Here is a 14,424-nt window from a genome sequence, read left to right on the forward strand (position 1 = left end):
ACCTATTTGTCAAGTTTGGCTTTGCAAAGGTTACATAAGCCAGGCAACTCTAAGCGTGCATTTGCAGCTGAAAATCCAGTGCTTTCTACCGCTTTAAATAGATGCTTAGCAGCCTCTTGAACAGAATCTATTTCTTCTATTTGATGGCAGGATCTGCAGACCAAGATCACGGATAGATGGTGATGGCACGCACCATCTAGACTCTTACAGGCTATATATTTATTTGCAGAATGGATCCGGTGTGCCAGATTGACTGATTCTAAGAATTCAAGAATGCGGTACACGGACATTGCTAGAATAGGAGAGTTGGTGCTTTTATTGTATTTGTCAGTAAGTTCATACGCTGATAGCGGCTCGACTGTTTGCAATAATATTTCTAGCACGCCCTGTCGTTTTTCAGTTAAACGCAGCCCTAACGATTGGCATTTTGCTTGAGCCTGTTTGAGAATAAAGTTTCGTTGAGTTTTGTTCACGGCAATGACGACATAATTCATTCAACTATTGATACAATATAACATATCAAGCATAATTGATACAATATAACATTTATTGGAGTCGTTATGTCTAAACTATCAACAATATCCTTGCTCGTTGCTGCACTGTTACCACCAAGTCTTGTAGCAAAGTCTATAGAAGGTACAGTCGTCAATAAAGTTGGTAAAGGGATTGCAAATGCATCAATTGAGGTCGAAGGAACTGATATTCGCGTAGTCACAGATAACAATGGTCATTTTCAAATTTCGGGCGTTGGGCTTGGAAATCAACAAATCCATGTAAGAGCACCTGGTTTTGCTCATCTGCATAAGGCGCTCACTCTGGATCAAGGTGGCGTTAAAAACGCAATGCTAATGTTAAATCGTTCTCCAATAGAAGTTATAGATATTGTAGCTACCCCTGTACATATGTCGGCGATGGAATCTGCGGTTCCAGTTAGTGTTTTGTCAGGTGAAACATTGCGTCGACAGCAAACCGCTACGCTAGGGGATAGCTTAGAAAAATTGCCTGGCGTCAACACAAATTTCCACGCCAAAGTAGCGAGTACACCAATTATTCGAGGTTTGAGTGGCCCGCGGGTGTTGGTGACGCAAAATGGATTAGATGTCAGTGATGTATCTAGAGTTGGTCCTGATCACTCAGTCGCCTCCGAAGCCTCAACGGCTCAACAAATTGAGGTATTGCGGGGACCTGCAACTCTTTTTTATGGTAGCGGTGCGATTGGGGGAGTGGTTAATGTCGTCGATACAAGAGTTCCAACCGATAATGCAACTCGCGGAGAATGGAATCTGGAAAGTAACTCTGTTGATGACCAAAATACAGCCTCGTTTAATGCGACATCGGGTATTGGTTCTGTGGCTTTATATGTTGATGCATTCTGGCGAGAATCTAATGACTACGAAGTACCTGTTCCTGCTGAAATTCATGAGCATAGTGAAAGGAATAACAGTGGTGAACATCACTATAAAGTAGCAAATAGTGCTGAAGAGTCTGATGGTTTTACGGTTGGCTCAAGTTACTTATTTGACCAAGGTTATGTCGGTGTGGCTGTTGAGAAATTTAACCGCAAATACGGCATTCCGGGACATACGCATGGTGATGAAGAAGCACATCATGAGGCTGAAGAGCAGGTTTTTGCGGACTTAGCACAAACAAAAGTGCAACTATTAAGCGAGTACAAGTTTAACAAAGGTTGGCTTGATAAAGTGAATGTGCGTGCTGGTTTTACAGAGTATGAACATGCTGAAGTTGAGCACGGCATGGTTGGAACAACATTTAAGAATGATACCAATGAGTTAAAAGTTGATTTACTACATCAGCCTCTGTCTGCTTGGACTGGTGGCGTAAGCTTACATTACAAACACAGTGATGTTGAGGCTCAAGGTAGTGAGGCGTTTACGCCGCCATCTGATACCCAAACACTTGCGATAGGGGTAATGGAGGAAAGGAGGTTTGGTGATTTTTTAGTGCAGTTAGGTGGTCGTATTGAGCAAGTGGAGATCACCGCAAGTAATGTGCCTTTACCAAGTATTGATGCCCACTCGCATGATACTGAAATGCATGACCACATCGGTCACGATTCAGAAGCAACAAAGGTATATGCGGTTGAGCATCAGTTTACCCCTGTCAGTTTATCTTCGGGTCTTGTATGGGACTTTGCGCAAAATTATAACCTTGGGTTATCTGTTTCACACTCTGAACGAGCTCCTTCTTCATCGGAGTTATTTTCCTTTGGTCCTCACATAGGAACCGGCACTTACGAGGTAGGAGCGTTGTTCAAAATGGATGAGCACGGTCATTTTGAACTCGATGAGCAAGGCATAGCGCTAGAAAAGTCGCACAATATTGATATTACACTGCGAAAAACCCAAGGCGATATAGGCTTTATTTTTAATGCTTTTTACAACCAAGTAGATAACTACTACTATCAAATAGAAACTGGGTTGTACGCCGAGAGCGGCGATAGTCACGACCACAATCATGAACATGAGCACGATCATGCTTCCGAATTACCTATTTATTTATTCAAGACAGATGATGTGGTTTTGCACGGTTTTGAAGCGCAAGTTGCTTGGCAATTGACCGACGAGTTGAAAGTTGATGTTTTCTCTGACTTTGTGCGCGCCAGATTAGAAGAAGGCGGCGATTTACCTCGTACACCACCTCTGCGCTTTGGGTCGCAGTTAAGCTATCAGACGGATAATCTCAGTGCACATATCCACATTACTCGATATCAAGAGCAGGACCGGATTGCACCAGAAGAAACCGCGACCGACGGATATACCTTAGTTGATGCTAGCATCTCTTATGATCTTTCTGTGTTAAATCAAGATCTCTCTATTTATCTTAGAGGGAGCAATCTGACGGATACAGAAGCACGAGTACATAGTTCATTCTTAAAAGATATAGGCCCTCGTCCGGGACGCAGTTTCGCGCTTGGTATTCGCGGCTATTTTTAGTTTTAGCAGGTTAAACCATTGTGTACCTGTTAGTTAAAGCCACACAGGTACACAAGTAACTGAGTTTTACAACAACATAAATCTTATCTATATGTAGCACGAGATTATTACTGACACGACTACGATCAGCAGGAGAAATTATGGTTTCACGTCGAGGGTTTTTAAGGGGGGCTGGCACCCTCGCATTTATCGGCCTTTCTAAAAGCGCATTTGGCAGAGTGTCACTATTAGACTTTAACACAATGATAGCTGGGTATGGACCGTTGATCACCGACCCCAATGGTTTACTCGATTTGCCCCAAGGTTTCAGTTATCAAATAGTATCAAGCCTTGGAGATAAAATGTCCGATGGTTTTACTGTACCTGATAAAGCCGATGGTATGGGTTGTATTGCTTTAGATGAAGAACGGGTTGCATTGATCCGCAATCATGAATTGAAACCAACAGATTTAGCAAAAGCCGAGGACAGTATTCGTCACCATAAAAGTGAGCTTGCTTTTGATACAAATGGCTCAGGCATCGCGCTTCCTGGTGGCACAAGTCATATTGTGTATAACCTAAAAACACGCCAAAAAGAACAAGAATATTTATCCTTGGTTGGCACTATTCGTAACTGTTCTGGTGGAATAACGCCTTGGGGGAGTTGGCTTACTTGTGAAGAAACAACTGCAACTAAAAATGATGGTTTTACACAAGATCACGGATATATTTTTGAAGTACCAGCGACTGCAAAGGGTTTAATTAAGCCACAACCTCTAAAAGCAATGGGGCGGTTTAATCATGAAGCCGCTGCTGTTGATCCCAAAACAGGTATTGTTTATCTCACGGAAGACAGGGGAGACAGCGTTTTTTACCGCTTTATTCCAAACGAAAAGGCAAAGCTCCACAAAGGAGGGAAATTACAAGCGATGGTAGTGAAAGAAAGCCCGCAATTTGATAGTCGAAATTGGAATAAAAAAGCGATGCCACTTCATCAGGAGTTTACTGTTGAGTGGATAGATTTGGACGACCCACAAAGTGCTAAAGACGATTTACGGATCCGTGCTTATCGAAGTGGAGCTGCGCTATTTGCTCGAGGTGAAGGGATCCATTGGGGTGAAAAAGAGCTGTACTTTTGCTGTACCAATGGCGGAAAAAAGCAGCTAGGGCAAATCATGAAGTATCAGCCATCTGAGTTTGAGGGAACAGAAAAAGAACGCCTCAATCCAGGAAAGTTGTCTTTATTTGTCGAAAGCACTAGCCAGTCTCTCTATAATTTTGGTGACAATCTTACCGTGTCGCCACAAGGACATTTAATTGTTTGTGAGGATCAGTATTCCGATGTTGTAAATAACTACCTAAGAGGTGTAACACCAGAGGGAGAACTCTATAATTTTGCGCGGCTAGCTAAGCAAACTGAGCTCGCCGGCGCTTGTTTTTCACCAGACGGCAAGACTTTATTTGTTAATGTGTACTCACCAACGACAACATTGGCGATTGTGGGACCATGGGAGCACTTTAATCAAGCAAAAATAAATAGCCTCTCTAATTTTAATTTGTTGAATTAGGGCTTGTTGACCTTTTCGCTATTTGGTTTATGTTCTCATAAGTGTATTTTGGTCGCGAAGCTCAACTTGCTGCTGAGTAATCTAAGCAAAATTTAAATCGTGAAAGTGAGCTATTAATATTGATGCTATTATCAATGAGGCTCCTTTTCTTTACGTTGTCTTGTAGTTAAATTATCAGCCACAAATGCACCTCGTTGCCCTCTGGTTTTTGCTGGTCCAACGGTACTATCTTTTAAAGTTTGTAGCTCAGTACTGGCATTTAGTGCGGCACCAAAAATAATGATATATGCGCTCAAATATAACCACATCATCATAATGACGACGCCTCCCAATGAACCATAAGTTTCATTGTAAGAAGCGAACTGCGCGACATAATATGAAAATCCCAATGACGCCAAGATCCATAAACCGGTTGCAGTAAACGAGCCGAGTGTTATCCAGCGCCATTTTGCGGCTCTGCGATGAGGCGCATAACGATAAACAAACGCCAAAGAAAAGTGAAATAGTGCTGCTAAAATAGACCAAGTGATTAGTTGGATAATCGAATCGAGTGCTGTGGTAAATCCTACGAGGTTAAGCACAATCGGTAAAATTCCGATAATAGACAACGTCACAATCGCGACGAAAATCGCCCCCACAGAAAACAAAAAGCGTACCACTAGCGCTTGTAAAAACTGCCTTTTATTATGCTCATGATACGTAATGTTGCAGGCTGTGATCAACGCTTGGCAGCCTTTACTGCTACTCCATATTGTTAAAAAGAGGGTAAAAATAGCACCTAAACTTAGGCTTGCCTGCGATTTTTGAGTGAGCGCTTTGAGTTGTTGCAACATAATTTCTTGACTGGATGGTGGTAAGAGTTCAATAAGCGGCAGTAGCTGGTCAACCATTTCTGCAGGAGAAGAAAAATAGGCATAGATAGAAACAACGGCCGCTAACGCAGGAAATATTGCCAGCAGGGCATAAAATGCCACTCCAGCGGCAACCAGAGATAAATTATCTTGGGATAAGCTGTGGTATAGCCGTTTACTGACATCCCACCAACCGAGTGCTGGAATATCGCTTGGCCTGTCTGCATTAAAGCCATGTTTATGAGCTGCCATTGGTCTTTCCTAAATCAATTCTGGGCCTGTTGATCTAAAGTGATATACAGCAAAAGGTCTGCCAATCTCGTTTGGCGTTATATTTGCTACTAGTCAACTCGTGATCTTATGAATAAAAACCCAAAGAGTGCAATATGGAAATCAATAATCTTATTAAAAATCAAATGACTAATATGATTCAGGCGGCAGCTTCTCGCGAAGTGACTGAGGCCGTGAGCACATCAGATACGCTAAGTTTAAGCGCACAGGTTGTGCACTTTTTACAAACCGCATGGCAATTATTACCTGCTTTGGCGTTGGGAATTGTGGTTATTGTGCTTTGTTATTATTTAGCACGGCCAATCTCTTATCTTTTGATTAAACCCATAGGTTATGTCAGTAAAAGTCGATTATTACATCTCGTCACTCGCCGTTTTATCAGTGTGTTAGTCATATTTTTTGGTATTTATATCTTTTTGCGCTTGGCCGGGTTAAGTGAGTTTGCCGTCGCAGTAATGAGTGGTACTGGGCTTGTCGGTCTTATTCTTGGGTTTGCGTTTCGTGATATCGCCGAGAACTTTATTTCGAGTATGCTAATTAGTGTCCAACGCCCGTTTAGAATTGATGACGTTATTGAAGTGGATAACCGTTTGGGGATCGTTAAAAAAGTCACCGCCCGCGCAACCACCTTAGTTGATTACGATGGTAATCACATTCAAATACCCAATGCTACCGTCTACAAGAATGTAATTAAAAACTTTACTGCCAACCCCAAAACACGTGGACACTTTAAGATTGGTATTGGCTATGACAACGATATTCGCCTGACGCAGCAAATTGCAATTGACTTACTTAAAGAGCAAAGTGCGGTTTTAAACGACCCGCCACCTCAGGTTCTACTTGAAGCCTTAGGCTCCGCGACTATCAATCTTACCATTTATTTTTGGGTCAATAGCGAACAACATAGCCCGATCAAAGTGGCGTCTCAACTCATGCGAGAAACCGTTAATTGCTTTACAGAACACGGTATAAGCATGCCTGATGATGCTAGAGAGCGGATAATCATAGCTGCGAATACTGAAACACAAGGAGTAAACAAAGAAGCGACCAGTAATTCGAGTAGCAGAGCGCCTGTGAAACAAAAGAACAAAACCACAGCAAGTGCAGTAGATGCGGATATTGACGATGTGAGTAGCGATGCGGATGAGATCAGAGAGCAAGCAGAGCGCGCTCGAAGCCCAGAAGAAGGGGACAATATAATTTAGCAGTAAATTAGGTTAAGTGTTGAAATGTGTCATGGCTGATTTAGATTATTTCGGACTGTCGACTCATCACCCTAATCTAGATGAACAACGCTATCGAGCTTTACGTACTCGATAGCAAAATACTGGTTTCACTATTTAAAATGCCATCAATCTCTCGAACTTGCCTCAGTACACCATCGAATTCACTGAGGTTAGCGGCTTGTACTTCAGCGATTAAATCCCATGCCCCGTTCGTGGTATGAATTTTACTGAGTTCGGGGATCCCACGCAGTGCATTGATCACTTGAGTAGTGGATTTACCGATCACTTCTATCATCATGATAGCGCGCACCAGCTCGGACTCGATATATTCATGAACCCGCACTGTAAAGCCTAGAATTGCACCACTGGAAATGAGTCTATCTAAACGGTTTTGTACGGTTCCGCGAGACACATCGAGCGTAGTGGCTAAAGTTGAAATGGCTGCTCGGCCATCTTTGCGCAATTCAGCAATCAAGGCTTTGTCAAGCGCATCATATAAGTAAGGAGTCATAGTACAGCTTTGTGGTTTTTGTCATGATTAGTCTATTTGTATAATTCAACTTAGCAAAGTGATAGAAAATTGCACTAATTGTATAAGATTTTGGCATTTAAATCGTCTTATGGTGTGGTTACACTGATATTGTGTAAGACAACGCCCAAATCAAATAATGAGTGCAGTATGACAACGATATTTCAAGCACCACGAGCGGTGGTGATGATCCGCCCACACCATTTCACTTCGAACCCGCAAACCATGCAAGATAACGCCTTTCAGCAAGCATGCAGTGAAAACAACCCTAACAACAGAGCCTATGTTGAGGTCAGCAACGCCGTGCAAGCGTTAGAATTGGCTGGCGTGAAAGTACACTTATTTGAAGATACCTCCACAGACACGCCTGACTCGGTCTTTCCAAATAACTGGTTTTCGACCCATAGCGATGGTCAGTTGACGATTTACCCTATGTACGCCTTGAATCGACGATTGGAGATCCGTCGCGATATTATCGATTTTCTGAGTGCTCACTATCAGGTGACAAACATCAACGATTATAGTCACCTAACTGCTGAAGAAATATTCCTTGAAGGCACCGGCTCTGTGGTTATCGATCATCAAGCTAAAGTGGCCTATGCGGTAGAATCCAAGCGCACCAACGCCGTGTTAGTTAATCAAGTTTGCGAGCAGTTGGGACTACAGGCAGAGATATTTAATGCCTATGATAAGAATGAAGTGCCTGTTTATCACACTAATGTCTTAATGTGTGTCGCCACCGATTTCGCCATGATATGCCTAGATATGGTGCCAGAATATCAGCGGGCACAGCTTATTAACCGTTTTACGCAAAGCGGCCACACCCTGATTGCGCTATCTTATCAGCAGATCCAACATTTTTGCGGCAACGCGATTGAGCTACAAGGAAGCATGGGACACATACTTGCGCTTTCCACAACGGCTTATCAGGCGTTGTTGCCTGAGCAAATTGCTGTCATTGAAAAGTCAGCTAAGCTAGTTGCTATTGATATACCGACAATTGAAGCCGCAGGTGGCTCAGTGCGTTGTATGATTGCTGGAGTCCATTTAAATAACCGTTAAATAATACTAGGGCCTGTTTATCCGTCAAGAAGGTCAACAGGCCCTAGATAAACGGCAAATAATAATAAAACAGGAATCGCCTATGTTTGAAAGTGCAGTTAAGAGTATTAATGGGCTTTTATGGGGAGAAGGCCAGATACTTATTTATATCCTGCTATTTGCAGGGTTTTGGTTCACTATTCTTTTGCGAGGGATACAAATTGTAAAGTTTCGCCATATGTTTAGCCTGTTACGGGGCAGCAGTCAGGGTGATGACAATACCATCAGTTCTTTTCAAGCGTTATGCACGGGGCTATCAGCTCGAGTTGGAACCGGTAACCTTGCAGGTGTTGCAGTTGCTATTTCTCTTGGTGGCAGTGGTGCGATATTTTGGATGTGGATGATAGCCATTTTGGGGATGGCAACAGGCTTTGCCGAAAGTGTACTTGGGCAAGTCTATAAAGTGCGAGATAGCCAAGGTGAGTTTAGAGGTGGTCCTGCTTATTATATTCACATGGGATTGGGAAGTCGGGCGTTTGCAGTATGCTTCGCCTTTTGCTTGTTTTTGGGATATGGATTTACCTTTAGCGCGATGCAAACCAATACCATCACCGATGCGCTCAATAATGCGTTTGATATTCCAACCTTATATTCAGGTATTGTGATCACAGTCCTTGCCGGCTCTATTATTCTTGGTGGCTTCAAAGCGATTGCGCGATTTGCTGAAAAGGTAGTGCCAGTAATGGGATTAGTCTTTGTCCTTGCGGCCATTATTATTACCGTGATGAATTACTCGCAAGTCCCTGCCATGATCAAAGATATTTTGCTTTCAGCTTTTGGTTTGCAAGAAGCGGGCGCAGGCGCACTTGGCGCAGCTATCAAAAATGGTATTCAGCGTGGGCTCTATTCTAACGAGGCGGGAGCGGGTAGTGTGCCGCACGCATCGGCAAGTGCGTCGCCAATTCCCAATCACCCCGTGACCCAAGGTTATATCCAAATGCTAGGCGTATTCTTTGATACCATCGTGTTGTGTAGTTGTACTGCTGTCATAATTCTATTGGCAGATATAGATATTAGCAGTGAGATGGAAGGCATACGGCTGACGCAATCTGCGATGACCGCGCATTTAGCAACTGGGGGCGTGTACTTTGTCGCTGCGGCGATCACTTTGTTTGCTTTCACCTCTGTAGTGGCTAATTACGCCTATGCTGAAAGTAACTTACACTTATTCCATCTGGACAATAAAGTTGGCCGTTCAATTTATACCGCATGCTACTTGTCTATGATGTTGTGGGGCGCTTCGGCAACGCTAAAACAGGTATGGGATCTTGCCGACATCGCATTGGGTTTAATGACGGTGGTGAATGTTATTGCCATCGTGCGCCTTACACCCACTATCTTGGCGGTTACGGCCGATTATCATCTGCAAAGAGCAAAAGGGAAAGAACCTGTATTCGAAGTCGATAAGGTCAAAGTGCAAGGAGTTACTGAGTCTGGCATTTGGGGTAATATTAATGCGAAGAGTTCAGCCTAATACGTTTTAGATGGAATAAATAAAGGCCGAATTTTCCGGCCTTTATTTATTTTTGATATTTTTAAGTTAAAAAGTATCTCCAAACTTTCAATCATACGCCTTGTTTAAATTTTTTATATTCTGTGTATACTTCCTCCCGCTTTTCTCTTCAATATTTCAAACTAAATATTGCTTCCTTTTTAATCTTTAAACACTGATGTGATAATGAAAAAACAATTATTTGGACTGGCAGTACTATCGTTGCCTATGTACGCGAAGGCTGATATTGCCATATTTTCAGAAGTACTTTTTGGTAAAGCCAATAATGAATTTTATGCCGAGCAAGAATCTGACTTAGGATATAGGCGTGCGTCATCCGCTAATTCTGATTCATGGGGGCTGAGGCTCGGTGTTGGGCTTACAGATCATTTAGCTCTTGAAATCGCACAGCATTTTCATGGTGAGTCACTAGCTGAATATTCCGTTCACGTTTCTAACACACTCTCTGGAATCTATCAAAACCCATATGACTACTCATATCGAGTCAGGTTTCCTATTGATACCGAATCTCTGAGGTTGGGGATTAAGGGAGAGATTGAGGTGTCTACCAATATTAATGCAAATATAAGAGTTGGAATGGCACATTGGCAATACAAAGATGTGATCCCTGCACAATTGGTTCCTACAGGCAGCACTAGTTCAGGTGATAGCGGTAATGATATTTATACCTCGATAGGTGTTGAGTATCGACTAACAGATAATCTCTATGTTGGTTTGGAATACTCTCTTTTGAATATTAAAGAATCAAAAGAATATGACTACACAGGCGTAGTTCAATATGAGCATAATTTGCACGATATATCCATGTTACTTGGTTGGGCTTTTTAATACGCTGATATTCATAGTAGAGAAAGGTTATTTTCAGAACTGTATTTAGAGTGGGGCGAATTGAGCAATTCACCCCATCAATTTTGACAATAGAGTTTAGATGAACCGTCAGTGACGAAGTTATCTAACCTCAATAGGTATATAACCACTTACCAGCCGTCGTAACGCTTTCTACGAGATAAAAATAGCGTCAGGATCACACCGATAATAATGCCACTGATCCCGATGATGCCACCGTAAGTGAGCAACTGGTGTTGCTCTTTTTGGACTTTTTGCTGCTGTGCTAAACGCTCATCTTGTAGTTGCTTTTCAAGCCCTGAAATAGTGTCTTGAAGTGAAGCATTTTCAGCTAGCAAATTGGTATTGTTTTGCTGCAGCATTGGAAGCTGCTGCTGGGCGTCGTTCAGCGCCTCTTGGGTTTCCACCAAGGTTTGGTTAACCGCCTCTAATTGTTGCTTTAAACCTGGCTCCGTGGTGACAAATTTACTTTCTACCCAACCTTCTCTTGCTTTGTCGTCTTTAATTTGGACAAACTCGTCATTAGCGCCACTCAAAATAGTGATTGGCGTACCAGCATCAACAGAACCTAAAATTCGATAATTTTTACTTGGACCTGTATGCATGAAAATAAAAAGATTGTCACTAATATAGCCGTTTGGTGTTGCCGTGTTTACTGTGCTATTTTCGTCTGGCTCTTCGGCAAAGCTTATAAAGCTGGTGAAGAGCAGGCTCGCAATGATAAATTGCTTAAAGTTGAACATGCGTGGGCCTTTTATTCTTTGGGTCGTAAAGTTTACAAAATAGTAGGGATTTCGCGGCCTAATAGCAAGGCTTTGTTTATTTTGAATGGCGCGAAATAATTGATTACATAATGAAAATTGCAGCATTTAACGCAATGATTCGGTGTTATTAATCCGCTGACGTTCAGCGAAATTAGCCCGACTATCTATTGATTTAGCGCATATTTGGTGCACTTCTCATCGGATAAAAAGATTGCAAACTTAGCCTCCTTTGTATATTTTGATCCTCCCTTAGACAAATAGGTAAAACACTGCCCTAATGGACACTGAAATAGAACTGAAATTTTTGGTTTCAGATAATGAAGTTCCGCTGATCCCTGCACTCATCACACAGTTTGCAAAAACGGTCACTAACAAGCCTGCTAAAAACTTAACTAACGCCTACTTTGACACGCCAAATCGTGAATTGCGTGCGCTAGATATCGGCCTAAGAACGCGTTGTTGCAATGATGAATGCGAGCAAACGATTAAGCTTGCGGGAGAAGTTGTAGGAGGGTTACATCAACGACCAGAGTACAATTTACCTATTCAATCAGGACGTCCTGACTTGTTAGCGTTTGACGCGAATATTTGGCCTCACGGCATGCAACTTGAGTCTATCGCAGAAAACATATTCCCGATCTTCAGTACGAATTTCATTCGTCGAACTTGGTTAATCGAAACGGATTCAGGAACCAAAATCGAAGTCGTGTTGGATAAAGGGGAAATAGCAGCCCAAGGGAAGATGGAGCCAATCAATGAGCTTGAAATAGAGCTCATTGAGGGAAACAAAGAAGATCTTTTCTTATTAGCCGATCACCTAATTAAACAGGCTGGTATGCGTTTGGGACTATACTCAAAGGCCGCCAGAGGGTATCGAATTGCCGATGATAAGCCTCTAAAACCAAATAAGTTTATAGGGTTTGTACCGCTCAAATCTCAGGTAACGCAAGAACAAGCGCTAATTGCGACAGTCAGTTATGGTATTCAGTTCGTCCAGAAGCATGAGCAGTGTTATTTTAATAAACCAAGTCTCAAGACATTAAAACGTGTTATTGATGGAGTCTCGCTTATCCGCCACGCGTTTTGGTTGTTCGATGACATCGTTGATAAAAGCTCGACTGAGAGTATTCGTAACGAATTAAAATGGTTGTTGTCAGAACTTGCCTGGGTCGAAAATGCAATTCATTTAAAAACCTATACCTCAAAGCGTCATGCTTATCATAAGAAACTTAATCAGTTTCCCGAGTTGGCGCAGGTCATTACCGATTTGCAAGATGTTCAGCCGACACCGACGGACATTGAAGATTTATTTCATTGCACCCGCTATAACCGTTTGATCCTTTCACTTACTCGCTGGCTGGTTGATAGAGCGTGGCGTAAAAACTGGGATCAAAAAGCACTGAGTGCAGCAGAGCTACCTGTCACAGAAATCGCAAGCCAATTATTTGATAAAGACTGGCAAGAGCTGAAAAACTTGCTTCCACAGGATAAATCGCTTTCTGAAAGAGATTATTTACATGTGAGAATAAAGTTAGAAAACACGCTACTAAGCGGTAACTGTCTGGGCAAGCTTTACGATAAAGAAGCGCGCAAAGTGTTTAGAACGCCTTGGATTGATATCGTTTATGGTATTTATGAGCTAGAAACACTGGCGTATTTATATCAACTTTGCCAAAGCCAAAACGCAGACGAGCTGCAAGAAGTGCAGGCATGGCTTAAGCAAAAATCTGACTTTTTGATAAGTGCTATGGAGCAAAGTCGACAATCTTCCATGCATAGCGAACCATATTGGTTCTAACCAGATTAAGCGGGGTTTTATCCCGCTTTTTTGTACCACTTCATTACAATCAATACTGCAAATATCAGGTGATGAACTAAACTTGGGTGTATCAATTCTGAGGTAGCCCAATGATCGATATTGACGATAAAGTGCTGAATGATTTGCGCGGCGGATTTAACTTACCTGCTAAGCCTGAAATATTACAAGCCTTACAAAATGAATTATCACAACCGGAGCCTGAGTTATTTACCGTGGCGGATATTATTGCGGCAGATGTTGGTGCGTCAGCTGCGGTGTTAAAGGTAATTAATTCACCCGCTTATGGTCTTGCCCGTACAATCACAGATATAAAACAAGCAGTGATGTTTTTGGGCGTTAACTGTATTACGCAGCTAGTGACTGGGTATTTGCTTAAAAATGCGTTTGAGCAGTCAAAGTGCTGTATCTCACTGCAGCAGTTTTGGGATAACGCTGCGGATATTTCAAAAGCGGCGATGGTGGTTGGACATCATTTGAAGGCATCATTACCGATGGAGAATTTGCAGCTGCTCGGACTGTTTCATGATGCCGGGATCCCAGCAATGGCCGTAAAATATCCTGACTACGCTGAGGTAATAAAGCAGTCTATAGAGCGACCTGAGCAAACGCTTATTTACTACGAGCAGCAAAAGTATCCAGTGCCTCACACTGTGATAGGCTACTTTCTTGCGACGTCTTGGCACTTACCTAAAGAAATATGCCAGATGATTTTGCGCCACCATGACGTTAGCTATCTTGAAGAGCAAAAAGATGCACAGCATGTGCAAACCTTTGCGGCACTTAAACTGGCTGAAAATCTCTGTTTCGAAGCAAAACACTTTAGAAGCGCAGCGGATTGGTATTTATTTAAAGACAAGGTGATGATTGAGCTTAATCTGCATGAAGATGAGTATCAAAACTTAAAAGATGATGTCGACGAAGTATTTATCGGGTAGGGGATTATCCGTGGTATTAAAAAAGGCGCTCTTGGCGCCTTTTTTACT

General features: G+C 42.4%; 12 protein-coding genes. 8 read left to right on the forward strand and 4 right to left on the reverse strand.

The features are described 5' to 3' along the window. Nucleotides 1–2 precede the first annotated feature (2 nt). Nucleotides 3–494, reverse strand: a complete 492-nt coding sequence (locus DS891_RS10625) for a Fur family transcriptional regulator (protein ID WP_227386879.1) — start codon at nucleotides 492–494, stop codon at nucleotides 3–5. Between the two features lie 66 nt (nucleotides 495–560). Here DS891_RS10625 and DS891_RS10630 point away from each other — a divergent pair, with 66 nt between their 5' ends. Next, a complete protein-coding gene (locus DS891_RS10630; protein ID WP_174169772.1) occupies nucleotides 561–2,954 on the forward strand; it encodes a TonB-dependent receptor in 2,394 nt (797 codons plus the stop codon). A gap of 140 nt (nucleotides 2,955–3,094) precedes the next feature. After that, nucleotides 3,095–4,501: an alkaline phosphatase PhoX gene (locus DS891_RS10635; RefSeq protein WP_174169773.1), complete on the forward strand. Its 1,407-nt coding sequence runs from the start codon at nucleotides 3,095–3,097 to the stop codon at nucleotides 4,499–4,501. A gap of 131 nt (nucleotides 4,502–4,632) precedes the next feature. Here the strand turns inward: DS891_RS10635 and DS891_RS10640 are convergent, their stop codons facing one another. Beyond that, nucleotides 4,633–5,604 (reverse strand): YihY/virulence factor BrkB family protein, encoded by a 972-nt coding sequence (locus tag DS891_RS10640; RefSeq protein ID WP_174169774.1) that lies wholly within the window; start codon nucleotides 5,602–5,604, stop codon nucleotides 4,633–4,635. A 134-nt stretch (nucleotides 5,605–5,738) separates the two neighbouring features. Between DS891_RS10640 and DS891_RS10645 the strand changes: the two genes are divergently transcribed. Next, nucleotides 5,739–6,848 (forward strand): mechanosensitive ion channel family protein, encoded by a 1,110-nt coding sequence (locus tag DS891_RS10645; RefSeq protein WP_174169775.1) that lies wholly within the window; start codon nucleotides 5,739–5,741, stop codon nucleotides 6,846–6,848. Between the two features lie 100 nt (nucleotides 6,849–6,948). On the opposite strand, the gene DS891_RS10650 is transcribed toward DS891_RS10645, so the two are convergent. Then, complete coding sequence (locus DS891_RS10650) at nucleotides 6,949–7,380, reverse strand: Lrp/AsnC family transcriptional regulator (RefSeq protein ID WP_128725236.1); 432 nt, start codon at nucleotides 7,378–7,380, stop codon at nucleotides 6,949–6,951. Nucleotides 7,381–7,548: 168 nt separating this feature from the next. Between DS891_RS10650 and ctlX the strand changes: the two genes are divergently transcribed. From ctlX to DS891_RS10665, 3 genes are all read left to right on the forward strand, one after another. After that, nucleotides 7,549–8,460, forward strand: coding sequence for a citrulline utilization hydrolase CtlX (ctlX, locus tag DS891_RS10655; protein ID WP_174169776.1), 912 nt, complete (start codon nucleotides 7,549–7,551; stop codon nucleotides 8,458–8,460). Between the two features lie 82 nt (nucleotides 8,461–8,542). Next, nucleotides 8,543–9,973 (forward strand): sodium:alanine symporter family protein, encoded by a 1,431-nt coding sequence (locus DS891_RS10660; RefSeq protein ID WP_174169777.1) that lies wholly within the window; start codon nucleotides 8,543–8,545, stop codon nucleotides 9,971–9,973. A 204-nt stretch (nucleotides 9,974–10,177) separates the two neighbouring features. After that, nucleotides 10,178–10,840 (forward strand): outer membrane beta-barrel protein, encoded by a 663-nt coding sequence (locus DS891_RS10665; RefSeq protein WP_102057433.1) that lies wholly within the window; start codon nucleotides 10,178–10,180, stop codon nucleotides 10,838–10,840. Between the two features lie 149 nt (nucleotides 10,841–10,989). Here DS891_RS10665 and DS891_RS10670 read toward each other — a convergent pair whose 3' ends face one another. After that, the gene (locus tag DS891_RS10670) at nucleotides 10,990–11,601 is read right to left on the reverse strand and encodes a TIGR04211 family SH3 domain-containing protein (RefSeq protein WP_227386883.1); all 612 of its coding nucleotides are present in this window, start codon (nucleotides 11,599–11,601) and stop codon (nucleotides 10,990–10,992) included. Between the two features lie 298 nt (nucleotides 11,602–11,899). Here DS891_RS10670 and DS891_RS10675 point away from each other — a divergent pair, with 298 nt between their 5' ends. Together DS891_RS10675 and DS891_RS10680 are read left to right on the forward strand one after the other, a co-directional pair. Next, the gene (locus DS891_RS10675) at nucleotides 11,900–13,420 is read left to right on the forward strand and encodes a CYTH domain-containing protein (protein WP_174169778.1); all 1,521 of its coding nucleotides are present in this window, start codon (nucleotides 11,900–11,902) and stop codon (nucleotides 13,418–13,420) included. A 110-nt stretch (nucleotides 13,421–13,530) separates the two neighbouring features. Next, nucleotides 13,531–14,376 carry an HDOD domain-containing protein gene (locus tag DS891_RS10680; RefSeq protein ID WP_174169779.1) on the forward strand — a complete coding sequence of 282 codons (846 nt, stop codon included), beginning with the start codon at nucleotides 13,531–13,533 and terminating at the stop codon, nucleotides 14,374–14,376. The last annotated feature ends 48 nt before the right edge of the window (nucleotides 14,377–14,424 follow it).

The sequence above is a fragment of the Pseudoalteromonas sp. JC28 genome (genome assembly GCF_013319255.1).
Taxonomy (GTDB): Bacteria; Pseudomonadota; Gammaproteobacteria; order Enterobacterales; family Alteromonadaceae; genus Pseudoalteromonas.